Annotated in this window: 18 protein-coding genes; 7 read left to right on the plus strand and 11 right to left on the minus strand. The window is 59.9% G+C overall.

Going from position 1 to position 25,781, the window contains the following annotated elements; genetic code table 11:
- Positions 1-47: 47 nt before the first annotated feature.
- Positions 48-4,769 carry a membrane-targeted effector domain-containing toxin gene (locus tag KVQ82_RS06800; protein WP_222018471.1) on the minus strand — a complete coding sequence of 1,574 codons (4,722 nt, stop codon included), beginning with the start codon at positions 4,767-4,769 and terminating at the stop codon, positions 48-50.
- A gap of 192 nt (positions 4,770-4,961) precedes the next feature.
- Between KVQ82_RS06800 and KVQ82_RS06805 the strand changes: the two genes are divergently transcribed.
- Together KVQ82_RS06805 and tadA are read left to right on the plus strand one after the other, a co-directional pair.
- Complete coding sequence (locus KVQ82_RS06805; RefSeq protein ID WP_047296321.1) at positions 4,962-6,338, plus strand: multicopper oxidase family protein; 1,377 nt, start codon at positions 4,962-4,964, stop codon at positions 6,336-6,338.
- Positions 6,338-6,832: a tRNA adenosine(34) deaminase TadA gene (tadA, locus tag KVQ82_RS06810; protein ID WP_086791725.1), complete on the plus strand. Its 495-nt coding sequence runs from the start codon at positions 6,338-6,340 to the stop codon at positions 6,830-6,832. Before KVQ82_RS06805 ends, tadA begins: the two co-directional genes overlap by 1 nt.
- A gap of 81 nt (positions 6,833-6,913) precedes the next feature.
- On the opposite strand, the gene cmoB is transcribed toward tadA, so the two are convergent.
- From cmoB to KVQ82_RS06850, 8 genes are all read right to left on the minus strand, one after another.
- Positions 6,914-7,870 (minus strand): tRNA 5-methoxyuridine(34)/uridine 5-oxyacetic acid(34) synthase CmoB, encoded by a 957-nt coding sequence (cmoB, locus tag KVQ82_RS06815; RefSeq protein ID WP_222018472.1) that lies wholly within the window; start codon positions 7,868-7,870, stop codon positions 6,914-6,916.
- Complete coding sequence (gene cmoA, locus KVQ82_RS06820) at positions 7,867-8,574, minus strand: carboxy-S-adenosyl-L-methionine synthase CmoA (RefSeq protein WP_219737930.1); 708 nt, start codon at positions 8,572-8,574, stop codon at positions 7,867-7,869. Before cmoA ends, cmoB begins: the two co-directional genes overlap by 4 nt.
- Positions 8,575-8,819: 245 nt before the next feature.
- Entirely contained in the window at positions 8,820-9,455 is a 636-nt protein-coding gene (locus tag KVQ82_RS06825) for a lysoplasmalogenase (protein ID WP_222018473.1), read from the minus strand.
- Between the two features lie 2 nt (positions 9,456-9,457).
- Positions 9,458-9,850 (minus strand): protease inhibitor I42 family protein, encoded by a 393-nt coding sequence (locus KVQ82_RS06830; protein ID WP_086791731.1) that lies wholly within the window; start codon positions 9,848-9,850, stop codon positions 9,458-9,460.
- 215 nt (positions 9,851-10,065) lie between these two features.
- A complete protein-coding gene (gene lon / locus KVQ82_RS06835) occupies positions 10,066-12,483 on the minus strand; it encodes an endopeptidase La (RefSeq protein WP_198760191.1) in 2,418 nt (805 codons plus the stop codon).
- 847 nt (positions 12,484-13,330) lie between these two features.
- Positions 13,331-13,696 carry a DUF6124 family protein gene (locus KVQ82_RS06840; RefSeq protein ID WP_095668385.1) on the minus strand — a complete coding sequence of 122 codons (366 nt, stop codon included), beginning with the start codon at positions 13,694-13,696 and terminating at the stop codon, positions 13,331-13,333.
- Positions 13,697-14,202: 506 nt separating this feature from the next.
- The gene (locus KVQ82_RS06845; RefSeq protein WP_222018474.1) at positions 14,203-16,614 is read right to left on the minus strand and encodes a glucose/quinate/shikimate family membrane-bound PQQ-dependent dehydrogenase; all 2,412 of its coding nucleotides are present in this window, start codon (positions 16,612-16,614) and stop codon (positions 14,203-14,205) included.
- Between the two features lie 222 nt (positions 16,615-16,836).
- Positions 16,837-18,198, minus strand: a complete 1,362-nt coding sequence (locus KVQ82_RS06850) for a carbohydrate porin (protein ID WP_222018475.1) — start codon at positions 18,196-18,198, stop codon at positions 16,837-16,839.
- A 300-nt stretch (positions 18,199-18,498) separates the two neighbouring features.
- Here KVQ82_RS06850 and KVQ82_RS06855 point away from each other — a divergent pair, with 300 nt between their 5' ends.
- Together KVQ82_RS06855 and KVQ82_RS06860 are read left to right on the plus strand one after the other, a co-directional pair.
- The gene (locus KVQ82_RS06855) at positions 18,499-18,729 is read left to right on the plus strand and encodes a VF530 family DNA-binding protein (protein ID WP_222018476.1); all 231 of its coding nucleotides are present in this window, start codon (positions 18,499-18,501) and stop codon (positions 18,727-18,729) included.
- Between the two features lies 1 nt (position 18,730).
- On the plus strand, positions 18,731-19,369 hold the full coding sequence (locus tag KVQ82_RS06860) for a Pr6Pr family membrane protein (RefSeq protein WP_222018477.1): 639 nt from the start codon (positions 18,731-18,733) through the stop codon (positions 19,367-19,369).
- A 99-nt stretch (positions 19,370-19,468) separates the two neighbouring features.
- On the opposite strand, the gene KVQ82_RS06865 is transcribed toward KVQ82_RS06860, so the two are convergent.
- Together KVQ82_RS06865 and KVQ82_RS06870 are read right to left on the minus strand one after the other, a co-directional pair.
- Positions 19,469-20,254 (minus strand): siderophore-interacting protein, encoded by a 786-nt coding sequence (locus KVQ82_RS06865; RefSeq protein WP_222018478.1) that lies wholly within the window; start codon positions 20,252-20,254, stop codon positions 19,469-19,471.
- Positions 20,251-20,832 carry a PadR family transcriptional regulator gene (locus tag KVQ82_RS06870; protein ID WP_041068268.1) on the minus strand — a complete coding sequence of 194 codons (582 nt, stop codon included), beginning with the start codon at positions 20,830-20,832 and terminating at the stop codon, positions 20,251-20,253. Before KVQ82_RS06870 ends, KVQ82_RS06865 begins: the two co-directional genes overlap by 4 nt.
- A gap of 516 nt (positions 20,833-21,348) precedes the next feature.
- Here KVQ82_RS06870 and KVQ82_RS06875 point away from each other — a divergent pair.
- The 3 genes from KVQ82_RS06875 to KVQ82_RS06885 all read left to right on the plus strand — a co-directional run bounded on the left by KVQ82_RS06875 (position 21,349) and on the right by KVQ82_RS06885 (position 25,727).
- On the plus strand, positions 21,349-21,825 hold the full coding sequence (locus KVQ82_RS06875) for a CS1 type fimbrial major subunit (protein ID WP_174376817.1): 477 nt from the start codon (positions 21,349-21,351) through the stop codon (positions 21,823-21,825).
- A 113-nt stretch (positions 21,826-21,938) separates the two neighbouring features.
- Complete coding sequence (locus KVQ82_RS06880) at positions 21,939-24,461, plus strand: CS1-pili formation C-terminal domain-containing protein (protein WP_222018479.1); 2,523 nt, start codon at positions 21,939-21,941, stop codon at positions 24,459-24,461.
- Positions 24,462-25,727 carry a hypothetical protein gene (locus tag KVQ82_RS06885; RefSeq protein ID WP_222018480.1) on the plus strand — a complete coding sequence of 422 codons (1,266 nt, stop codon included), beginning with the start codon at positions 24,462-24,464 and terminating at the stop codon, positions 25,725-25,727.
- The last annotated feature ends 54 nt before the right edge of the window (positions 25,728-25,781 follow it).

Here is a 25,781-nt window from a genome sequence, read left to right on the forward strand (position 1 = left end):
TTCAAAAGCCGTGTGAAATCATTTCACACGGCTTTTTTGTTTGCCGATTAAAGCGGTTTCGACCAACCCGCTAACCTCAGCCCCATATTGTTCAGTGCCTGTAACAGTTCTCTGATACTGCCGTAGCGTTTCCCGCTCACCGAGGGCCAGTTCGGGCGTTCGATATAAAAACGGTCTCCATCGGTCTCGAACAGCGTGCGGACCAGTTCTTTGCTGCGGCTGCGATGTACCAGAAAAATCATGCGCGGTTGTTGTTTTAATGAGTACATGCCGTAACGAGGCAACAGCGTTTCGAACTCTGCCATGGTCTGGGCAGACCACGGAGTTTCCATCTGCAGGCGAAAGTCTCCCCGAACCAGTGCGCTACGGCCCTTCAGGCTATCGCCGGCCAGCAGGATTTTTCCAGGGTCGATTTCGATTCCGCCAGAGGTGCCTTCGGCGACATCTTCAACGCGAATACCGATGGCTTCCTCCAGCTCGCTCACCCCGGCCACGCCTTCGAAGGTATTGGAGTGAGAATTACCCATCAGTGCCACCCATTTGTGTGCACCTCGCGCGGTCTGGTCGGTACGAATGATCGTCCTGGCAAAGTAGTTCATCATTTTTTGCCGCGCGTTTTCGTCAACGAAGTGTTCTTCGCCCGCGATGGGCGTCATGCCGTTGAGCCTATAGCTCGCCATGCAATCGATCGCCTGCACATGGATTCGCTGTTTTGCTGCCGCCTTGACCACTTCAAGAAACGTATAACGTTCAAGGGGATCGGTCATTTGTCCGATATCAAGCACCTTCAGATAGCTTTCCAGCGACTTTGGCATGAGTCCGGTCTGCAGGTAGGAGTTCAGCGCGGCCTGATGGAAGTCGGTCAACAAGTGTTCCATGTAGAGCGTCTTCACGTTGTGGCTGGCCAGCACCTCCATGTTTTCGATCAGCCATTGTTTAGCGCCGATCTCACTGTGAGACTCACCGATAACCAGTCCTCGGGCATGTTCGAGAAGCTTTTCGACGATCTCTCCGGCGCTGGCATCGTGACTCAGTACGGGTGCGGGCGGGCGTCGGGGAAGCTCGAGTTCGCGATAGAAGCGCAAGGCATCTCGATAGAGGCGTTTTCTGACGGCTTTGAAGTCCCGGTAAGGATCGGACTCTCTCAGGCTGTCGTAGGCATCACGCAGTGCGTCGGTGTCAGTTCCGGCGGCGCCTTTTTTCAACGCCGACTTCAGTTGCGGCGGCATATCGTATTGCGATACCGGTAGCGGCGTCATGCCACGCTCGGCCATGCCGGTCGAGCTCGCCCCCTGAGTCGGGGATGTCTTGCCACCGCCCCTGAGTCCGCCGCGAGGCATCGTTTCCCATTCTCCCTCGGCGTTCAGACGCACCGGGATCGAATTTGAAAAGCGCTCGGGATTCGCCGGGTCGATGATCGACCAATGCCCACCGCCGTTGATATCGGCTTCGTAACGCACGTAATACGCGGTGTCGTTGAGCATGATGGCAGCGGACGGGTTGGCATTGAGGCGATAGATACCCTGAAACTTTCCGGGTTCGCTGCCGGGCGTATTCCCTTCCAGCAGTTCATTGGCTTGCCAGTGTTCGGGTGGAGTCGGTCGTTGAATCTCGGGACGCACTTGTGCAAGGTCCTCCAGCAGCGATGTCACGCCTTGTGCTTCGCCAGCGACTTCAGGCCAGCCCATCGGCTGCAGGCCTTTTTCGATCAATGCCTGTTTCAGTTCAGCGAGGTTATCCACCGTCATGGAATCGTGGATTGGCCCGAGCGGAGTGTCCAGATTCATCCTGCCGCCCGGAGTCATTCTGATCACGCTGTCCGCCATTTGATGGTTGGCGTTGCGATAAACCACGAGGATGCTGCTTCTGTACCGTTGAAAGGTGAACATTCCCGGTTCCGGCAACAGCGCGCGAAGATCTTGTGGCGTTCGGTAGGCCCACGGGGTTTGCATTTGTACACGCCAGTCGCCTTTGATGCTGTCTCGGATATGGTCGAAGCCAGTGATATCCGACCCTTCTTCCTCGACAGGCGAGTCCGGATAGTCTGCGTATTCCACCGCTAATCCGGGATCGGCGCCGATGGGCTGTGCCTGACCGGGTGTCACGTCATTGATGCGTACGCTCATGGCGTCGGTCTGTTCGCTGATACCCTGATAGCCTCTGAAACTTGTCATGTGTTCCTGATCAACCAAGGCAATCCATTTGGCCGGCCCTTTTGATTCTTCATTGAACCGGATGACTTCGCTGGCAAAAAACTTCCTCATCATCAAGCTGTCTGGATTTCGGGTAAGGAGGTCTTCATTGATGTTGTAGGTCGTTGTCATGTCGATGGCTTGAACGCGGATGCGCTGGGCATTGGCAGACTTGACCAAGGCCAGCAGATTGAATTTGCCCTCGGGATCGTTACCGGCCTTGATGTCGAGTTTTCTCAGATAGTTTTCCAGCTCTTCGGGCATTTCGCCGGTTCTGGCAAAGGTGTCGAGGTCGAGCTGATTGACGTTGGCCAGCAGTTCCTGCAAGTACAGTGTCTTCACGCCACGGTGAGCCAGGGCGGGCATGTTTTCGATCAGGAACTGTTTGCTGCCGATACTGCCGCGATTCTCGCCAACGATCAGTCCCGGTTTTTGCGCAAAGGCAATGTCGAGCAGGTCGGTTGTCGTATTGATCACCCGTGCCGGTGCCGCGAGGCGAGGCGTCGGTGGATTGAGCTCGTAGTAGGCTCGCGCATCGCTGATTAGCGTGTTGCGGGGCTCTTCCTGATCCAGTTCGAATTCGCTCAAGGACTCCGTGAGCTCGTCGGTCGGGGACATCATCACACTGCGGTTGCCAACGGCATTTTCATCGCTACCGACGACACTGCGTACGTCGATGTCGCCGAGGGTCCACATGCGCCTGTACAGATTGCGCACATCGGGGCCGCCGAGTGCCCAAGACCTCATTTGCGGGTCTTCGAGGCCGGGCACATGAATACCCGGTATTCGTGCCCATTCTTCGACGGCGGGCTCACTGGTTGCAGCCGCACCGGGAGCGGACGGCAGGATCATGCCGCCCTTCAGCCCAAGTCGCGGAACGATTTCCCATTGGCCCGCAGGGCTCAATCGCACTGGAATGGAGCCGGAAAACGCATCGGGATTGGCCGGATCGATGATCGCCCAATGACCTCGGCCATTTAAATTGGCTTCGTAACGCACGTAGTACGCACTGTCGTTGAGCTTGATCGCAGATGAAGGGTTGGAAGAGAGCCGGTAGGTACCCTGAAATTTTCCCGGTTCGCGAATCAGTGTGTCTTCGCTCAGTGGCACATCGATTTTGAAGGTTTGCGGCACCTTCACCGTCGATTCGGGACTGGCCGGCGTTTCAACGCTGGCTTCGCTCTGTGTCGGCCCGGAAACTTTGGCCGGTTGTGTCGTTTCCTTCAGATCAGACATTTCTTTCGCTTCGGCGGCATCGATTTCTGGGCCGACTTCTTCGAGCGAACCAGGGCCTTTGAGGACGAGCAAGTTGAACAGCATGTCGATACTGCTCAGTACCGCGCCGAGGATGCCCGCCTTGCGCTCTTCGGCAGTCCTGGCGTTGACGGCCTGATCAATGTTCAACCCCAGGTTGGCGATGCTGGCGCCGATCACCGGCAGTGCAATGGGCCAGCCGACGACTGCCATCGGGCCAAGTACTTTCACACCGGCGCTGAGGTAACCGATCCACAGCTTTTTCCGTAGATCGCCATTGGAGGTCAGTGACAGTGCGGCCTCGGCGAACATCGCGCTTTGGGTCGAGTCTCGCAGCCAACTGAAAACGTCGCCGCGAATGATCCGGTTTTCCTGGTTGATCAAATGATGGTCGTATTTGCCCCAGGTGCTGACCAGGCGATTCATCAGACCGGTAATGTCCTCTGCAATACGTTGTCGATCAGCCAGGCAGAAATGCGACATGAACACCTGACGCGTTGCGTCCTTGTTCATCCGCTGCAACATCCAGAAGTGCATGTCGGTGGCCGTTTCCAACGTCTGGAAGGCATCGGTTTCGCCGGGCAGATAGACGATTTGCCGGCCCTTGGGCGCGATAAAACGAAGGACGTTGGTGGCCACGTAGCCGGCGACATCCAGGGTACGAACACAGTCAGTGCCCGGGGACTGTGTTTGCAACAATTGCAGACTGACCGGCCAGGTGATCGGGCCAATGGCCGCTTCGGTGACGAACTGGAAATCCTCATCGCTCAACTGGCGCTTGTCCCTTGCCCGAAGGGCGCTGATGAGGAAGTTGCACTTGGCCAGGGTGCGGAAGTCGGTGCCGGAATCGTCCCAGAACGTCGTCAGCCGTTCGTTGTACAGCGAGCTGAAGTCAATGCTCCAGAAGTCCCGCAACACCTCGTTACCGTGCAGGCGCACTTCGTTGCGTTCGTCGAACGTGCCTGGATTGGGACCTGCGGTATAGAAACCGGCATACACGTCGAGCAGATCGGCATTGTCCTGATCGGCGACGCGAAAGCGGTGAATGACCAACTGGGTCAGCGTCATGGAGGACGTTGGCGTTGCATGGACATGCTCCCACCCCGTAAAGGCTTTCGAACTGCTTTGGGCCTCGGCGAAGCGATGGAAATACACCTGGTCCGGATCAAGGCCGGTGATGCCGTATTTTTTCAGCAAGTCAGACGCAACGTCATGAGCGGTGTCTTGCAGGCTGGGGCACGTCTGGATAAGGCGGGTGGCGATGGCTTTGAGGGCAGCCTTGTCGGCGGCATTGGGCTGCGGGCGGCGTTGGTTCGGATTCATACAGTCTCACTCCTTGAGAAACGGGCAGTGAGCATGAGCCGTTCGCTCGGGGGAGGTGCACTACATAGTTATATGCATGAGCGATCCGGCGTGCGTCTCTGCGTCTCCCTTACTGTTTCGCAGTTGCAGGTGTATCGTATTCGCCTTTTCCAGGCCGCTGGCCTGTCGTTGACTTGTGAGGTAGTTGAGTTCATGTCCTTTACCCGTCGCCAAATCCTCGGTGGCCTGGCCGGTCTTGTTGTCGTTGGTGTCGGAGCGGGAGGCGCGTCGCGTTACTGGCTGGGCAAGATGGCCGACGCCGACGCGGGGCATGACTATGAGCTGATCGCGGCGCCGCTGGACGTTGAGCTGGTGCCGGGGCACAAGACCGAGGCGTGGGCGTTCGGCCCGTCGGCGCCGGGCACCGAGTTGCGCGTGCGTCAGGGCGAGTGGCTGCGGGTGCGTTTCATCAACCACCTGCCGGTGGCGACCACCATTCACTGGCACGGCATCCGTTTGCCGCTGGAGATGGACGGTGTGCCGTACGTCTCGCAATTGCCGGTGCTGCCCGGTGAATACTTCGATTACAAATTCCGCGTGCCGGATGCCGGCAGCTACTGGTATCACCCGCATGTCAGCAGCAGCGAAGAGCTGGGGCGCGGGCTGGTCGGGCCGTTGATCGTCGAAGAGCGCGAGCCGACCGGTTTCAAGTACGAAAAGACCTTGAGCCTGAAGAACTGGCACATCGACGAGCAAGGCAATTTCGTCGAATTCAGCATCCCCCGGGAAGCGGCGCGTGGCGGTACGGCGGGACGCTTGTCGACCATCAACGGCGTGCCGACGCCGGTGATCGAGTTGCCGGCCGGGCAGATCACCCGGGTGCGCTTGCTCAACCTCGACAACACCCTGACGTATCGCATCAACATTCCTGGCGTCGAAGCGCAGATTTATGCGCTGGACGGCAACCCGATCGAGCCGCGCCCGCTGGGCAAGGAATACTGGTTGGGGCCGGGCATGCGTATCTGCCTGGCGATCAAGGCGCCGCCGGCCGGTGAAGAGTTGTCGCTGCGCAACGGCCCGGTGCGACTGGGAACCTTGCGCTCGGTGGCCAATAACGATGCACCGACCGCGTGGCCGAAAGCCTTGCCCGCCAACCCGGTGGCCGAACCGGATCTGGCGAATGCCGAGAAACTCAACTTCAATTTCGAATGGGTCGGTTCGGTGTCGGTGAATGTCGACAACGGCAAGCCGCCGAGCCTGTGGCAGATCAACGGCAAGGCCTGGGACATCACGGACAAGACCTGCGCCGATCGGCCGATTGCCAGCCTGAAGCTGGGCCAGAGCTACATCTTCGAACTGAAGAACATGACCCAGTATCAGCACCCGATTCACCTGCACGGCATGAGCTTCAAGGTGATTGCGTCGAACCGGCACAAGATCACGCCGTACTTCACCGACACTTATCTGCTGGGCAAGAACGAGCGTGCGCAAGTGGCGCTGGTGGCGGATAACCCGGGGGTGTGGATGTTCCATTGCCACGTGATCGACCACATGGAAACCGGCCTGATGGCCGCCATCGAGGTGAAGTGATGCGCCAGATTCGCCCCGCCGCGATCATCGACCGCAGCCGTGACCGCGATTTCATGCGCGAAGCCCTGGATCTCGCCGCCCAAGGCGCCGCCCTCGGCGAAGTGCCGGTGGGCGCGGTGCTGGTGCAGGACGGCGAAATCATCGGGCGTGGCTACAACTGCCCGATCACCACCAGCGACCCGAGTGCCCACGCGGAAATGGTCGCGATCCGCGCCGCTGCCCAGGCCGTAAACAACTATCGCCTGCCGGGCAGCACGCTGTATGTGACGCTGGAACCGTGCAGCATGTGCGCCGGGCTGATCGTGCATTCGCGGGTTGCTCGCGTGGTGTATGGCGCACTGGAGCCCAAGGCCGGGATTGTGCAGAGTCAGGGGCAGTTCTTTACCCAGGGCTTTTTGAATCACCGGGTGCTGTATGAAGGCGGGGTGTTGGCGGAAGAGTGTGGGGCGGTGCTGACCGAGTTTTTCCGGGCGCGGCGGGCAAACCGGGATTAAGATCAAAAGATCGCAGCCTTCGGCAGCTCCTACAGGGATCGATGTAGGAGCTGCCGAAGGCTGCGATCTTTTGATTCTGCTTTATTTGCGAGCGACAATTACCGCCCGCATCGGCGCCGGCAGCCCTTCGATGGTCTTGCTGTGATCTTCGGGATCGAGGAAGTCGCTCAGCGACTGATACTTCATCCACTCGGTACCGCGCTGTTCTTCAACCGTCGTGGTGCTGACGTCCACGCAGCGGATGTCGGTGAAGCCTGCTCGGCGCAGCCATAACTCCAGCGCCGGCACCGACGGCAGGAACCATACGTTGCGCATCTGCGCGTAGCGGTCTTCCGGCACCAGCACCTGATGTTTGTCGCCTTCAACCACCAGCGTTTCCAGCACCAGTTCACCGCCCTTGACCAGGCAATCCTTGAGCGCCAGCAAATGCTCGATCGGCGAGCGTCGGTGGTAGAACACGCCCATGGAGAACACCGTGTCGAAGCCTTCCAGGTTCGGCGGCAGGTCTTCGAACGGGAACGGCAGGTGCCAGGCATTCGGCTCGGACAGGTAGCGTTGCACGGCCTGGAACTGGCAGAAGAACAGCCAGTTCGGATCGACGCCGATCACGCTGTCGGCACCGGCGCCGAGCATGCGCCACATGTAGTAGCCGTTGCCGCAACCGACATCGAGGATGCGTTTGCCCTCCAGGTCCAGGTGCGGGGCGACCCGTGACCACTTCCAGTCCGAGCGCCATTCGGTGTCGACGTATACGCCGAACAGGTCGAACGGCCCCTTGCGCCACGGCGACAGGCCCATCAGCGCGGTGCGCATTTGTGCGCGGGTTTCGTCGTCGCAATCGGTGTCCAGTTTCAGGCCGTCGAGCAGGTCGACTTCGGTCGGCTGGATCTTCGGCAGAGCGTCCAGCGCACTCTGCCAGCGCTCCAGATCGCCGTGACCTTTCTCCATTTTCTTGTCGAGTTGCCCTTGCAGGGTGTTGGCCCAATCGGCCAGCGGTGTGCCGGCCAGACGGCGGGCGAGAGGGGACAGATCAATCATGGCAAGGCAATCAACGAGGCGAAGTTAAGACACTGGAACCACGGCACGACTTTCGAGAACCCGGCGGCCAGCAGGCGTTCGCGGTGTTCTTCGAGGCTGTCGGGCTTCATGACGTTTTCGATGGCGCTGCGCTTCTGGGCGATTTCCAGTTCGCTGTAGCCGTTGGCGCGTTTGAACGCGACGTGCAGGTCGGTCAGCAGCGCGTGTTCTTCGGCATCGTTGAAGCGCAGCTTCTCCGACAGAATCAGCGCGCCGCCGGGCAGCAGCGATTGGCGAATACGCGAGAGCAACGCGGTACGCTGCTCGGGCGCTATGAATTGAAGGGTGAAGTTCAGCGCCACCACCGAAGCCGGTTTGAATTCGAGGGCGAGAATGTCGCCTTCGATCACCTCGACCGGGAGCAGCTCCTGGAACATCGAATCCTGACCATTGAGGTATTCACGGCAACGCTCGACCATCGCCGCCGAGTTATCCACCGCGATCACCCGGCAACCGTCGGTGCGCACGTGACGGCGTAGCGCTTGTGTGACAGCGCCGAGCGAGGCTCCCAGGTCATACAGCACGCTGTTTGGTTGGGCGAATTGCGCCGCGAGCACGCCGAGGTTTTCGACGATGGTCGGGTAACCCGGCACTGAGCGCTTGATCATGTCCGGGAACACCCGCACCACGTCCTCGTTGAAGGCGAAGTCAGGCACCTGGGCCATCGGCTGGGCGAAAATGCGATCGGGTTCTTTGCTCACGGCGGTTCCGGCGGTGTCGATGAAAAGGCCGGCATTTTAGCCAAAGTGGCGCTGGGATGCTTGGGTTGTCCGACGTGGCGAGGGGATTTATCCCCGATGGGCTGCGAAGCAGCCCCAAAACCTGTGGCTGCGGTCTGTCTGACATAACTGAATGACAACTTTCGGGGCCGCTGCGCAGCCCATCGGGGATAAATCCCCTCACTACAAAATTAGCGGTGTTTCACGGAAAACGCCGAAGCGGCGATCCCCCACTGCCCCAGCCAGTAACTGAGGATGATCACGTACGGCGCCGCGTGGAATGGCGATACGAAACGATCAATACCAATCACACTGTCTGAAAACACGAACGCCAGCGCACCCGCCGCCGCCAGCAGCGCCGAGCGCTTGGGCACGTCGGTGCCGAGGCGGGCGAGGGCGCGCCAGAGCATGGCGCTGATCGCGGTGCCATAGACGACCACCGGCACCAGCAATGGCCCAAGACCGCTGGAAATCAGCATCCCCAGCAGCACTGCGCCAACGCCGAGTGCCAGCACCAACGGCAACAGCGCCAGTCGTTTGCAATCGCTGAGGTAAGCCTTGAGGTACGCCAGATGCGCCACCAGAAACGCACCCAGGCCAAACACAAACAGATCCCCCGGCCACGCCAGCAACACGTCACCGAGCAGAGAAAAAATCAGCCCGAGGCTGATCCAGCGCCGATAGTCACTGGGTGGTGCATCGTGCAGCCAGCCGAGCAGCGCCAGCACCGGCAACGGTTTGACCAACAGGCACAGCAGCGCCGCATGGGTGCTGACGCCGTAGAGAAATGTCGCCGCGCCCATCAGTGCCAGAATCAGCCAGCCCACGATCAGTTCACCGAAATCGCGCAGTCGAAGGTTTCTGCCGGTTCAACTTCCGGTTCCCAAGGTTGCTGCGAGGTCAGGCGCAGGCGCCCGGTGCCAGTAGCGAAGGCCTGAAAGCGCCAGGTGGAGAATCCGCCCGCACCGACCATCCCCGAGTCTTTCGGACTGCTGTAGACCTCGGGGCTGAGCGCGCGCAGCACACCACCGGCCGAGTCCTGAATCGCCCAACGGTACCCGGTGGTGGGATTGCTCGGCAGCATCACAATCAGGTGTTGTCCGTTGGTGAGACGCACGGGGCATTCGCTCTGTTTTTCCACGGTCACGTTCTGTTTCGGTTGCGTGGCGCAGGCCGCCAGCAGAGAAAGGGCGAGAGGGACAAACAGGCGAGTGGGGGACATAGGCTCAGTGGCTCCGGCGTTGACGACGAACGGCGAGCATAACTGAAGATGAGACAAAGTGTGACAGTCGGGCAGTCCAGTGTTATCAGAACTGACGCCATCGCTGGCAAGCCAGCTCCCACAGGGATTGTGGTGAACACAGGATTTGTGAACACCTCGAACACTGTGGGAGCTGGCTTGCCAGCGATAGCGTCAGGTCAGGCGCTAAAGCTCTGTCAGAACAGCACTTTCGCCACATCCGCAAAGCGCTTGGCGAAGTGCACGGTAAGCCCTTCCTTCAGATAATCCGGCAATTCCTCGAAGTTGCCCCGGTTCGGCTCCGGCAGGATCAGTTCGAAGATCTTCTGCCGCCGCGCCGCGATGACCTTTTCACGCACCCCACCAATCGGCAGCACATGCCCGGTCAGGGTCAGTTCACCGGTCATCGCCACGCCTTTTTTCGGCGGCTGATTGCGGGCGAGCGAGAGCAGGGCGCTGGCCATGGTCACGCCGGCGCTCGGGCCGTCCTTTGGTGTGGCACCTTCCGGCACGTGCAGGTGGACAAAGGCTTCGTCGAAGAATTTCGGATCGCCGCCGAACGACTTCAGGTGCGAGCTGACGTAGCTGTAGGCGATTTCCGCCGACTCTTTCATTACATCGCCCAGTTGCCCGGTGAGTTTGAAACCGCGATTGAGCGTGTGAATGCGTGTGGCTTCGATCGGCAGGGTGGCGCCGCCCATGCTGGTCCAGGCCAGACCGGTGATCACACCGGTGCCCGACAGCACTTGTTCATTGCGGAACACCGGATGACCCAGCGAGGCTTCGAGGTCTTTCGGGCCAAGCTTGATCACCGCTTTCGGGTCGTCGATCAGCTTCATCACCGCCTTGCGCACCAGTTTGCCCATCTGTTTTTCCAGCTGGCGCACCCCGGCTTCACGGGCGTAACCGTCGATCAAGGCCTTGAGCGCGCTGTCGCTGATGCTCAGGCTGCCCTTGGACACGCCGGCCTTTTCCAGCAGCTTCGGCCACAGGTGGCGCTTGGCGATGGCGACTTTTTCTTCGGTGATGTAGCCCGACAGGCGAATCACTTCCATGCGGTCCAGCAACGGTCCGGGGATCGAATCCAGGGTGTTGGCGGTGCATACGAACAGGACTTTCGACAGGTCCATGCGCAGGTCGAGATAGTGATCGAGGAATTCGACGTTCTGTTCCGGGTCGAGGGTTTCCAGCAGCGCCGAGGCCGGGTCGCCCTGGTAGCTCTGGCCCATCTTGTCGATCTCGTCGAGCATGATCACCGGGTTCATCACTTCGACGTCTTTCAACGCCTGGACGAGTTTGCCCGGTTGCGCGCCGATGTAGGTGCGGCGGTGGCCCTTGATCTCGGCTTCGTCGCGCATGCCGCCGAGGCTGAAGCGGTAGAACGGCCGGCCAAGGGATTCGGCGATGGATTTGCCGACGCTGGTTTTACCCACGCCCGGCGGGCCGACCAGCAAGACGATGGAGCCGCTGATTTCGCCTTTATAGGCACCGACCGCAAGGAATTCGAGGATGCGGTCCTTGATGTCGTCGAGGCCGGCGTGGTGTTTGTCGAGCACCTTGCGCGCGTGTTTGAGGTCGAGTTTGTCCTCGCCGTACACGCCCCACGGCACCGAGGTCGCCCAGTCGAGGTAGTTGCGGGTGACCGCGTATTCCGGCGATCCAGTCTCGAGGATCGACAGTTTGTTCATTTCTTCTTCAAGGCGCTTTTGCACCTGCGCCGGCAGGACTTTGCCTTCCAGGCGTTGTTCGAACTGTTCAAGGTCGGCGCTGCGGTCGTCCTTGGTCAGGCCGAGTTCCTGCTGGATCACCTTGAGTTGTTCTTTGAGGAAGAACTCGCGCTGGTGCTCGCCGATCTTGCGGTTAACTTCCGCCGAGATCTCTTTCTGCAGGCGCGCGACTTCGACTTCCTTGCGCAGCATCGGCAGGACTTTTTCCATGCGCTTGAGCATCGGCACGCAGTCGAGCACTTCCTGCAGCTCATTACCTGTCGCCGACGTGAGGGCGGCGGCGAAGTCGGTCAGCGGCGACGGATCGTTGGGGCTGAAGCGATTGAGGTAGTTCTTCAGCTCTTCGCTGTACAGCGGGTTGAGCGGCAGCAGCTCCTTGATCGCGTTGATCAGCGCCATGCCGTAGGCCTTGACTTCGTCAGTCGGCTCGGTGGGCTGGTGCGGGTATTCGACTTCAACGAGATACGGCGGGCGGTGGTGCTTGAGCCAGGTCTTGATGCGCACGCGGCTCAGGCCCTGGGCGACGAACTGCAGTTTGCCGTTTTCGCGGCTGGCGTGGTGCACCTTCACCAGCGTGCCGTATTCCGGCAGGGCTTTGGTGTTGAAGTGGCGCGGGTCTTCCTGGGGCGTGTCCATGAAGAACAGGGCCAGGGAGTGGTGTTCGGATTTACTGACCAGATCGAGGGTTTCGGCCCAGGGTTCTTCGTTGACGATGACCGGCAGCACTTGGGCCGGGAAAAACGGGCGGTTGTGGATCGGGATGACGTAGACCTTGTCCGGCAGGTTCTGGCCGGGCAGGGCGAGGCCTTTGCCGGTGGAATGGTGTTCGATGTGTTCGGCTTCGGTGTAGTCGTCGGGGTTGTCCGGGAATTCTTGCTGGTCGCTCATTGGGGCACCTGCGCAATGGGGTATGGGTCTTAGATGGGGCAGGCTTGGGGTGGTTTCAATGGGGGGCGGTGTTTCTGCTTGTGTGTTCAGGGTTTTGACAGGGTTTGCTTTGGGACTTGGCGGCCTTTGGGCCGACCAGGTTCTTGGGGTTTTGGGTGTATATCCGTTTTTTTGGTAACGGCTACTTAGGGTTTCGCCCTTACGGCGACTCACTTTTTTGACAAACGCCTCAAAAAAGTAAGCAAAAAAAGGCTTGCTCCTGCGTTCGGCCCGCTCGCTGGGGCTCGGGGTCCCTTCGCTGCGGGATCGATCCGGGGGCAGCGCCTACGGTTTGCTTCGCTGCACCTCCTCTCGCTGTGTTTGGCTTCGCCAAACGGTCGCTGCGCTCCCACCCCCGGATCAATCCCTCCACTCAGCCTTCCGACGTCGCCCGTGGATCAAGATCAAGAGCGGTACTCGAGCTTGCGCTCATTGTTTTGAGTGGGGCGGCTGCGCCGCATGGGGCATGCACAAATCAAAACTGTGGGAGCTGGCTTGCCAGCGATGGCGGCCTACGAGCCGACCATGTTCTGGCTGAATGCACTCAATTTACCTGTGGGAGATCAAGAGCGGTACTCGAGCTTGCGCTCATTGTTTTGAGTGGGGCGGCTGCGCCGCATGGGGCATGCACAAATCAAAACTGTGGGAGCTGGCTTGCCAGCGATGGCGGCCTGACGGCCGGCCATGTTCTGGCTGAATGCACTCAATTTACCTGTGGGAGCGAGCCTGCTCGCGAAAGCGGTGGGTCAGGTACCATAAATATTGAATTCGCTGGCGCCTTCGCGAGCGGGCTCGCTCCCACAGGGGATTAGTTGTGTGTTGGAGACTGCGAGATTTCGTGGTTATCCAGCACTCGGTTCACCGCCAGTTCGGCGAGCATGATGATTTGCTGAATGGCCAGTATCGTCCGGCGCTGCGGGATGTCGATGTACGCGGCGATGTCGCTGGTCATGAGGCTGGCTTGGGCCAGTGATTCGCAGGCGTGAACCAGCAGGCTTTCGTTGTCCATGTCCGGGGCGACCTGGAACATGCTGCTGGGTTTGTGGAATCTCACCGCGGCGGCAGAGGGTTTCAGGTAGTGATCCAGCGCACGCTCGGCGGCGTCGTGGAGTTTTCTGGAATCGAGGGATTCGTAGGGGGAGGTTTCGGGGGGATTCGGTGTGGGTTTGATCATGGTGAATTCTCAGTTGGTGAAGTGGAGCTACCTTCAATTGCCGCGACGCAATCTGAGGTGGCAGCTGTACGCGGGTTCGCGGACCGATAACTGAGGAATCGGCATACCCTCAAAGAAGGTATCCCGCGCACAGCCGCCATGACACAACCAACAGGCATCCGAGGTGCTGTCAGGTTGGCGATTATGCATCAGTTATCAGGCCGCGACGCCCGGCCGCTGAATTTCCAGCGACCACCAGAGCCTATCCAGCCAACTTCCGAGGCACAACCGACGCGAACTGTCGGAAAACTCCGCGCAATCACCAGCATTTGTAGGACGAACACATTTCCCATAGACCAGCACATTTTCCTGTAGGAGCTGCCGAAGGCTGCGATCTTTTGATCTAGCTTTTAAAAATCAAAGTCAAAAGATCGCAGCCTTCGGCAGCTCCTACAGGGATATTGGGTGTGCACAAAAAAGGCGATGCCCCTCACGGAACATCGCCTTTCTATTACCGCCGCTAAAACTTATTCCGGCAGTTTGTACGCAATCACGTAGTCACCCATTTTGGTGCCCAGCGAGCCGTGACCGCCCACCACGAGCAGGACGTATTGCTTGCCGTCCTTGCCGGTGTAGGTCATCGGAGTCGCTTGGCCGCCAGCCGGCAGACGCGATTTCCACAGTTCTTTACCGGTGTTCACGTCGTAGGCGCGCAGGTACTGGTCAAGGGTGCCGCTGAGGAAGCCGACGCCGCCCGCGGTGACCATCGAGCCGCCCATGCTTGGTACGCCCAGGGTGAAACCGATCGGGATTGGCGAGCTGTCGCGGCTGGTGCCGTTCTTGCGTTTCCACACGACTTTGCCGGTGGTCAGGTCGATACCGGCAACATAGCCCCAGGCCGGGGCCTGGCACGGTACGCCCAGTGGCGACATGAACGGGTGCATGATCACCGCGTAAGGCGCGCCGGTGTTCGGTTGCACGCCAGCGGTTTCGCTTTCGCGTTTGCTGCCGGCGGCGACTTTCTCGCGTGGCACCATTTTCGAGACGAAGGCCATGTAGTTCGGGCTGGTGAACAGCATCTGGCGAACCGGGTCGACCGACACGCCGCCCCAGTTGAACACGCCGACGTTACCCGGGTAGATCAGGCTGCCCTGTTCCGACGGAGGCGTGTATTGGCCTTCGTAGCGCAGTTCCTTGAACTGGATGCGGCACAGCATCTGGTCGAACGGGCTCGCGCCCCACATGGCCTTTTCGGTCAATTCCGGGGCCAGCAGGTTGAGGTCCGAACGGGCCTGGGTCGGTGCGGTGTGGTCGCCTTTCACGGCGCCTTGCGGAACCGGGATTTCCTTGATCGGGATGATCGGCGTGCCGTCACGACGGTCGAGGACGTACAGGCTGCCCTGTTTGGTCGGGGCGATCAGCGCCGGTTTCACGCCGTCGGCGGTTTTCATGTCGAGCAGGGTTGGCTGGCTGCCAACGTCCATGTCCCACAGGTCGTGGTGGGTGAACTGGTAGTTCCAGCGCACTTTACCGGTGGCCAGGTCGAGGGCGACGATGCCGGCGCTGAATTTCTCGGCGCCTGGGGTGCGGTCAGCGCCCCACTGGTCGGGAGTCTGGTTGCCCAGTGGCAGGAAGACCATGCCGAGTTTTTCGTCGACGCTGGCCAGCGACCACATGTTGGCCGAGTTGCGGCTGTAGATTTCGCCCGGGGCCAATGGCTCGGTGGCGTCTGGCTTGTCGCTGTCCCAGTTCCACACCAGGTGACCGTCGCGCACATCGAAAGCGCGGATTACGCCCGATGGCTCGTTGGTCGATTCGTTGTCCGTGACGTGACCGCCCATGATCACCAGATCACGGGTAATCGCCGCCGGCGAGGTGGAGTAGTAGCCACCGGCGGTGAACGGGCCGATGCCTTGGGTCAGGTCGACCACGCCGTTGTTGCCGAAGCCTTCGCAGATCTTGCCGGTGTCGGCGTTCAGAGCGATCAGACGGGCATCGGCGGTTGGCAGGTACAGGCGACGCGGGCAGACCTGAGCGACAGCTTTACCAGCTTCGGAGATGACGGCGGAAGCGGCGTTTTCCGACTTGGCGTAAGCCGCTTCGTCGTAGTACGACACGCCACGGCAGGTCATGTGGGCGAAGCCCTTGAAGCCCACCGGGCTTTTGATCTGTGGGTCGAAGCGCCAGATTTCCTTGCCGGTGTCCGGGTCCAGCGCCAGCACTTTGCTGTGCGCGGTACAGGCATAGAGCATGCCGTTGGCTTTGAGCGGGGTGTTTTCGTTGGTCAGCTCGACCGGGTCATCGGCCGTCGGCAGGTCGCCGGTCTGGATGCGCCAGGCTTCTTGCAGCTTGCCGACGTTGGCCGGGGTGATCTGCTTCAGCGGCGAGTAGCGGTCACCGAATTCGGTGCGGCCATAGGCCTGCCAGTCGCCATCAGGCATTTGCGGTGCGGTGCTGGTCATGTCCGCGGTGTCGCGGCCCAGTTCACCAAAGGTTTCACCCGGGTGAGTGAACAGGCTGGCCAGAGCGGTGACACCGGCCAGCACCACGGCCACACTCAGACCGCCAGTGCCCATCGGCGCCGGGCCATTGAGCAGCAGCGGACGACGGAACCACGGCAGCAACATCACGATGCCGAGGACGAACCACAGGGCCAGGCGCGGCACCAGTTGCCACCAGTCCAGACCGACTTCCCACAGGGCCCAGACCGTGCTGGCGAACAGCACAATGGCGTACAGGCCCAGCGCTGCACGACGGCGCAGCAGCAACAGAATGCCGGACAGGGCGATGCCGATACCGGCCAGCAGGTAGTACAGCGAGCCGCCGAGCATGCTCAGCTTGACTCCCCCGGCCAGCATGGCCAGGCCCATCAGTAGAAGCAGAATGCCGAGCAGGCTCGGTAGCAGACGGCCCCGACTCGAAGCACTTTCGGTGCTCATAGTGTGATTCTCCGTGACGTTTATGTAGTCCCGCGCTGTAGTCACTTTAGATGACGATTGGGCGCGGGTATGGTTCAGATAAAAACTTGTCTAGCTAACGAATTTTTCCCGATCCCTGTGCGAGCTGGCTTGCCAGCGATGGCGGAGTGTCAGCCGACGATAATGGCGAATGTGAAATCCCATCGCTGGCAAGCCAGCTCCCACAGGTTTCTTCAGTGTTTTTTAGAACGACGACTGGATCTTGATCCCCGCGATCAGCGCGTCATCGACGTCGTTCACGCCACCGGGATGGCGGATGTATTGCAGGTTCGGGCGCACGGTCAGCCAGTTGGCGAGGTGCACGCCGTAATACAGTTCGGCGCTGTATTCGGTGTCCTGCGGTGGCAGAAAGGACGGGTCGTCGTAGTCGTAGACCGCCTGCGCCTGATTGCTCGCTTCGGCGTTTTTGCGCAAGGCCGGGTTGACGTGCACGCGGGCCAGGGCGAAACCGACATCGTCCTTGGCGCGGGCATCGAACGGGCCTTTGTAGACGACGCCGGCCTGCACGTAGTTGTCGATCGCGTTGGTTTTCTTGTCGTGCATCGTCGCGTTGGCGAACACGCTCAAGCCGCGCGAATGATCGCTGGCAATGCTGGTGACTTGCTGCTGCGCGCCGAACCACACGCCGTGTTTGCTCGACGCGCTGCGGTAGGCTTCGCCGCTCAGCGCGGCAGGCTGGCCGTTCTGGTCTTTATAGACGTCAGAGGCCTTGGCGCTGCTGTAGTAGTAACCGGCGCGGTATTCGCCCGGCAGGCCATTGAGCTTTGGCGTCCACACCAGCTCCACCGGCAGCACGGCGCCCTGAGTGCCGCTGCCGCTGAGTTTGAAACCGTTGCCGCGATCGAGGTTCGACGGGTTCTGCTCGTAAGCGCCGACCTGCGCGTACAACTCTGGGGTCAGGTGATATTTGATCCGCAGCGCCCACTGGCTGACTGGCCAGTTGTACCAGATGCCGCCGACCCAGTTGCCGACCTGCGAGCCGCAGAACGCCAGATTCTGGAAGTCGCACGGGAAGCTGTTGAAGTCTTCGCCTTCACCGAAACGGCCGACCTTGATGTCGAGCTTCTGATCGAAGAATTTCTGCTGGTACCACATCTGCGTCAGGCGCGTGGTCTGGCCACGGCCCCAGACTTCCTGGGCCGAGGTGAAGCCGCCCACGCGCGGATCGTTGATCCGGTCGTTGCTGATGTTGTTGCCGCTGCGCTTGGTGAGGGTCAACTGAAATTCGGCATCGTCCCAGCCGAGGATTTTTTGCAGGTCCAGGTGCGTGCCCAGACCGAACTGATCGCTGTAACGCGCGGTGCGATCGTGGTCGTAGCCGCCGTGCAGGTTACTGCCCATTTCGCCGGTGTAATCGAGTTTGAAGTCGTAGCCTTTTTCCGCGAGTTCGCTACGGGTGCCGTTCCAGTCACCGAGCATCCACGGTGAGTCGCTATCGAAGGCGGGGGTCGCCTGAGCGAAGGTGGCGAGGCCGAGCGCGGTGCAGCCACCGAGCAGGCGCAGGGCTGAGATAGCGCTGTCTCGGGAGAAGGAAAAATCAGGCATGGATCAGTCTTTTTTTGATGTTTTCTGGGGGTGAACCGAGCGCTTCAATTTGACGCAGGCAGTGAAGCGATTCAGCTGAAGGGCGGCAGGATAATGATCTGTAACAAAAAGACAAAGGGCTTTTGCAGACATGCAGCGTTTCGGATTCGGTAACAGTGCGTCAAACGGGCGCATTGTGGCGCGGATCACAGGCTGCGATCTTCTCCGGTTGGCCTACATTTGATGCAAGGCCTTCCACCTGACCGGCCCCTCGGCTAAGGTGCGCGGCTTGTGCATTTTCACTCCGTCCAAAGGCTTGGCATGAACGACCACTCTCCTGATCCGCTGCATGGCGTCACCCTCGAACAGATCCTCAATGCGCTGGTGGCGCATTACGAGTGGTCGGGGTTGGCCGAGCGTATCGATATCCGCTGCTTCAAGAGCGATCCGAGCATCAAGTCGAGCCTGACGTTCCTGCGCAAAACGCCTTGGGCACGGGAGAAGGTCGAGCGCTTGTACGTGAAACTGATGCGCACCAAGCGACCGCGCTGAGATGGACGCCGTTATGCGGCGACGCCTGATCACGGTCATCGCCAGCCTCGGTTGGGCCGGGCTGAGCATTCAGCTGTACCTGATTTTCCTCGCACGGCTGAGTGTCGACGCCAGTCTGCTGGGCGGGCTGGTGAGCTTCTTCAGTTACTTCACTGTATTGACCAATACCTTGGTGGCGAGCGTGCTGACCTGTGCGGTTACCCGGCGTGAATCCGCCGCGCGCCGCTGGTTTCTGCAGCCGTGGGTCAGCAGCGGGATTGCCGTGAGCATTGCCGTGGTCGGTCTCGCCTACAGCATTCTGCTGCGGCATTTGTGGCATCCGCAGGGCTGGCAGTTTATCGCTGACGAACTGTTGCACGACGTGATGCCGCTGCTGTTTCTCGGCTACTGGTGGTTTTGCGTACCCAAAGGCACGTTGCGCCTTTGGCACCTGCCGCTGTGGCTGATTTACCCGTTGGTGTATTTCATTTACGCGTTGCTGCGCGGGCATCTGCTCGGTGCGTATGCGTATCCGTTCATTGATGTGGCGCTGCTCGGTTATGCACAGGTGTTCATCAATGCCGGGGGGATATTGGTGGGGTTTGTGCTGATTGGCTTGCTGGTGATCGGCCTGGATCGCTGGAGATTTGCACGAAGTTAGAGCACCTGTAGGAGCTGCCGCAGGCTGCGATCTTTTGACGTTGATTGTTCAAAAACAAGATCAAAAGATCGCAGCCTGCGGCAGCTCCTACAAGGGATATCACTCTTCTGCGGAACCTTCCGCGCGCCAGTAGCCGACGGCTTTGACGAACTGTTCATTGAGCCCATGCTCATCCAGCAGCACCCGGCGGATCTGCCGCGAGACTTTGGTCTCGGTCGCTACCCATGCATACAGATTGCCCTTGGGCACCTGCAACTGTTTGACGGTGGTCAGCAGGTTGTCCTTGCCACCCTCGCGCAGCACCCAGATCACGTTGACCTGCGCCGCGCTCTCCAGCACCTGTTGCTCGGCACCGTTCTCCACTTCGATCACCACCAGCGCCTTGCGATTGGCCGCCAGACCTTCGAGGCGCCGGGCGATGGCGGGCAGGGCGGTTTCGTCGCCGATCAGCAGGTAGCTGTCGAAGATGTCCGGCACGATCATCGAGCCGCGCGGGCCGCCGATGTGCAGGAATTGCCCAGGCTGGGCCTGTTCGGCCCAAGTCGAGGCAGGGCCGTCGCCGTGGAGGACGAAGTCGATGTCCAGCTCGAGTTTTTCCAGGTCATAGCGACGCGGGGTGTAGTCGCGCATCTCGGGCATCGGGCCATTGTCCTTGCCCGCGCCGAGCACCATGGTCTCCAGCGCTGCAGCCTGTTCGGCGCTCTGCGGGAACAGCAGTTTGACGTGATCGTCGGTGCCCAGGCTGATGAACCCGGCCAGCTCCGGGCCGCCGAGGGTGATGCGGCGCATGCGCGGGGTCAGGTCGACCACGCGCAGCACTTCGAGCTTGCGGCGTTTGATGTCGTGCATCACGCGGTGAATGGTTTGGGTATCGACTGCAGTCATTCGGCTTTCTCCGGGGCAGATTGAACGGCGGGGCCGTCGACGATGGCTTTGGCGGTGTCGTTGAGCAGGTCACGCACACGCAGGATTTCTTCGGCGCTCCAGCGCCCGTGGTGCATTTGCAGGGCATGGCGCAGGTTGTGCACGGCCTCGTGGATTTCCGGCGGCCGGTCATGGCCGCGCAACGAACGTTTGCTGACGTCGATGCGCATGCGCACACCGTCCAGTGCGACGGCTTGCTCGCTTAACGACAGACGACCGGTGTCGGTCACGCTGTAGCGTTTTTTGCCGGCCTCGGCGTCGCCACTGATCAGGTCGCTTTCTTCGAGGAAAGTCAGGGTCGGGTAGATCACCCCGGGGCTTGGGCTGTACGCGCCGTCGAACATGCCTTCGATCTGGCGGATCAGGTCGTAGCCGTGGCAGGGCTGTTCGGCGATCAGCGCCAGCAGTAACAATTTCAGGTCGCCCGGGGCGAACACCCGTGGGCCGCGTCCGCCGCGTTCACGGCCGGGGCGTTTTTCGAAGCCGTCACGGCCGTCGCCGTGTTCGCGGTGGTGATGGGGGGCATGATGGTCTCTCATTTTCCTTCTCTCTCGTCGTGTTTAGATACAACTTAAGATATATCTTATCTGTCGTGCAAGGGGGACTGACCAACGGTGCACACCTGATCGATCGAATCTGCAGCCAAAAAAAACCGCAAAATGATCAAGAAAACGCAGTATTAAATCCCCCGACAAAGGCGCAGATTAGTGCTGAGTCTCTAATGTTCTGTTTCGCCCTTTATTTCCGGCAAAGTGTCGTACATGTCTGACGGAAGTTGCTGCAAAGTTGTGGCGCGTACAGTCACTCGGGTGGCGCGCTGTAGCCTGTATCTTACAGTCGGACAGGAACTTTCCTGAATTTCGTGGTTTTTTCTTTCTCATCTAATGGCGTCCAGGCTACAAGGTCGCAGGACGTTGCCTGCTTACTTTGAAGATGAATTGGTTGAACATGCTTCGGCGTTGAAAGTTAGCGGTGAACACGGACTGCTCGTGACTGTTCCGTTCGCCTTGACTGGTTGACGACTCAACTAATTTATATAAGACAGGTATTCAATGATGTTCAAGAAACTCGCCTTTGCCGCCCCTCTGACTGTATTGGCCATGAGCGCCTCGATGGCGTTTGCCGCGACCGAAGCCAAGCACTCGATCAGCATCGTGGCGCACGTTCCGGCTGACGACTTCTATGCGGTGCCGGTGGATGCCGATCTGGTCAACAAGGATCAGGACATGAGCTACAACCCGGCGACCGCTTCGATGCGCGAAGTCAACGGCCACTTCGATGTGCTGCATACCGCAGGCAAGGTTCACGCGCGTCTGGAAGGCGTGCCGAAGCTCATCGCCGGCAACCAGACCATCGATCTTAAGGTTGAACTCAACGGCAAGACACTGACCACCACTTCGCAGGAAGTGGTGGGTGATACCGAGTCCAATACCCGTTATCGCGCACCGTTCAAGATCAGCGCCACCGGTGCCAAACCGGCCGCAGGCGACTACACCGGTGTGGTCATGCTGGTCGTCGAACCTTCGGTTTAAGTAAGAACGGCAATACCTGACGTTACTTGTTCAAGTGGCGTAACCGGTCGGCGATTTGCAACTTGCAAGTTGCCCGGCCGGGCTTTTACTTCCGGTAATCAGAGTATTAATTCATGTATCCGATGACGCCCATCGCGACTGCGCTTGCGTTGCTTTTGAGCAGCAGCGTACTGGCGGCGCCGCCTCCAGTCGATAATACCCCGCGAAGTTTGCTGGCTCAGGCGAAAGGTCTACCGGCGGACTTCGAAGAGCATTTCTTTGATGTGCCTTTGGCGGTTCGTGTCGAACTTGATCAACAACCGCTGGGCGAGGCAATGATTGTGTTGTCACGCGATGATCGCATTACCTTGCTCGACTTCACAGACACCAGTGACAGCCGTTTCAGCGCGATCGAACAGCAAACGTGGGCCAGCATTCTCAAACCCGGTGTGGCCCTCGGCAAATGCAGCGGACAGTGCCCCGAGCAATTGCTGGAGTTGCATTACAACCTGCAAAACTCGCTGCTGTCGATCGCCACTGCAAACGCCGAGCGCGATCTGCAGGTCCAGCGTTTTCATGAACAGCCGGAAGGTGGCAGCCACGGCTTGATGTTGCGCAATCAGCTGAACCTCAACGGCGGCCAGGATCAGGATCTGGGCGGACGCTTCGGCCTGGAAGCCAGTGCCAGTCTCGGCAACTGGAGCCAGTCCTTCAATATGCAGCTGGCGCGCCTCGGCGGGCCGGACACCAAGACCTATCACGCGGTGCACGAGCTCTACACCCAGCGCGAACTGCAGGGCAGTTTTTTCCGTCTGGGCTATTTCACCCCCAATTCCGAAGGCCTGACCCGCCAGCCCCGTTCGTTCGGCACCAGCCCGGACACGGCGGTCGGCGTGATGTATGGCAGCTCCGACAGTCTGGCGGTCGATAGCCCGCGGCCCAGCGTCTACCCGATTTTCGTCACCGCCAATCGCCAGGCATCGGTGGAGATCTATCGCGATGGACTGTTGATCAACACCCAGTCAGTCACTGCCGGTCTGCAGACCCTCGACACCCGGCCGCTGCCCGGTGGCATTTATGAGGTGGAAGTGCGTCTGATCGAGGATGGCCAGACCACCTCGACCACTCAGGAGCTGGTCTACAAACCGGTCAACTGGCAAAACCTCGACGAGCGCTGGCGCTACAACGTGTTCGCCGGGCAGGAAAGCAAACTGCTGAGCAATTGGGAGGAACAGCAAAGCGGCGATCTCACCGCCGGCGCCGCGCTCAACTATTTGTTGCATCCGCGAGTGATCCTCGGCCTGTCGGCGCGTCAGGTCCGCGACACGTTGCAGTACGGCAGCTCGATCGATTGGAGCCTGGCGGACAGCATCAGCCTCTACGCCAACCTTTACCAGACCGAAGATCACGGCACCGGCGCCGATGTGCAGGGCTTGTACAACTACGGCGCCGGCAGCCTGGTGGTCAGCCACAACCGCAGCTGGCTCGACACCCGCAACACCTACGACACGCTGCCCGATGGCACCCGCGTACGCCAGCGCAACGTGTTCACCGGCGAAACCAGCAACTCGTCGCTGGCACTCAACCACCGCATCAGTCGCAAGAATTCTCTGAGTGCGCGGGTCTCGCACAGCGAAGGTAACGTCGAAGGCGTGGGCATGGACCTGGGCTGGACGCAACGCACCGAACTGTTTGGCAGCGACGCCAATTGGCGCCTGTCGCTGTTCGATCGGCCGGGCAGTTACAGCAGCGGCGATGCACGCAATCGCGGGATCGATCTGAGTATCAACATGGCGCTGGGCGGGCCGAGCCAGCAACTGTCCGCCAGTATCGGCAGCCGTACCGCCCGTGATGGCAGCCGCGACAACAACGGCTCGTTCGGCTATCGCAAAGACCTGCAGGACCATGTACTGCAAAGCGTGTCGGTCACTGCGCTGACCGACACGTACGGTGTCGGCCTGGCGAGTCTGGCCAACTTTCGCACCGATCAGGTCAATGGCGACGGCTTTCTTCAGCGCTCGTCCTACAACGGCAACTTCACTGGCGGCCTCAATCTCGACAGCACGATTGTCATGGGAGGCCAGCAACTGGTCATGACCAGCCAGCATCTGGGGCGTGGCGCCGGGATGATTGTCGATGTCGAGTCAGACATCGACGACATTGCCTTGCGTGCCGACGATCTCGGCGCAGGCAGCGCGGCGTTGCGGGTGGGGCGCAATTTCATCCCGTTGACCGCCTACAAGAACAGCTCGGTGAGCTTTGACTTCGAAGGCAATCACGCCCCCGCCGCGAATATCGAACCGGCACGCACCCGCTACCACCTGAACAAGGGCGGCGTGGAGTACCGCAAGGTGCGCGTGATGAAAACCGTGACCGTGCTTGGACGCTTGCTCGATCCGCAGGGGCGGCCGCTCAAGGGTCACCACGTGATCAACCACGCCAGCCGTGGGGTGAGCGAGGTCGACGGGTTCTTCTCGATGGAAATGCATGTCGGCTCACCGACCCTGGAAGTGCGCTACGCCGACCAGTTGTTGTGCCAGTTCCGGCTCGATACCGCCAAACACCGCAGTGAAAGCAACGTGCTGATGATCGGCGATCTGCGCTGCTCCCCCGACACATTGGCCGACGTCTCGTTCACACGACAGGAGGCCAGTTGAATGGTCAGCTTCAAAAAATGCGCGTCGGGCTGGCTGCGCCGTGGTCAGTGGTTGTGTCTGCTGGGGTTGTTGGCGGCACCGCCCATTGAGGCGGCGTCACTGGAAATCAGAGCGTTGTTCAAACCCGATCCGGCCAACCCGCAGAAAAACGAGTTCATCAACCAGACACCTTCAACCGGGTACTGCGAGTACTACCCGCAAATCTGCCGCGACATCGATACCTTCAGCCTGCGGCTGATGACCCGGGTCAACTCCAATAAGCCCATGCAGGCCAATGCCAGCCAGCGCAACAGTGCAATGTTCAAGGTGCCGGGGGCATGGCGCACCTTGACCGTCAACAATACCGAAACCGGCGAAGCCAGCAATCTTCAGGTGCGTATCTCAGGTGTGGGTTCCAATTATGTGCTGAGTCATTCAGCGGCCAGCCTGACGGGATCCTCGACCCCAAGTGAAGGTCACAACCGCCTGTGGCACGGGTATAGCTGGGTCAATCCGGCTTCCCCCTGTGGTACCTCGGGAATGGGCTTTTTCGGGGCGGAGACATACGCTTTTTTCTGGAAGGTTCCCGATGAACGTTCCTGCGTCAAAATCGCTCAATTCAACATCCCCGGGATGACGTATGGCTACCTCGATTTTGCCTACGAATTGCGCACCCCCAACCCGTTGAAAATGTCGTCCGGCAATTACACCGGTACGTTGAAATACAGCATGGGACCTGGAGGCGATTTCGATTTTGGTGACGTGATGATTCCTGACGACACCGACCTGACGCTGGATTTCAACCTGGAAGTTCAGCACACCTTGAAAGTCGACATTCCGCCCGGCGGGGAAAAAGTCCGCCTGGTGCCTGCCGGTGGCTGGCAAAGCTGGTTGCAGGCCGGACGCAAACCGGTGCGACTGTTTCGCGATCAGCCTTTTCATATTTCGGCCTCATCGCGTTTCAAGATGCATCTGGAATGCGACTCCCGCGGCATTTTCGAATGTGTGATTCACAACCCGGCTTCGGCGAACAACTACATCGAAGTACAGGTCAGCGTCACGTTGCCCAGTGGCTTGACCGACCTTTCCGGACAGCCGGTCAACCGTCGTCGTCTGCATGTAGGTCAAGCGAGCGCGCAACAGTTCCAGCCCGGTTTTTATGTGGATAGAGGCGCCGGTGTCCTGCACTTCGAGATCCCGGAATATGTTCTGCCGATCATATTGATGCCCGGGCAGGGGGGCACCTATGTCGGCAATGTCACGGTGATCTGGGATTCGGACATTTGATGGGCCGTAGATCAATGAGGCGTGCCAGCGCCGTGTTCAACTTCACGAGGTTCA

It is taken from the genome of Pseudomonas sp. AO-1, from assembly GCF_019775695.1.
Classification (GTDB): domain Bacteria; phylum Pseudomonadota; class Gammaproteobacteria; order Pseudomonadales; family Pseudomonadaceae; genus Aquipseudomonas; species Aquipseudomonas parakoreensis.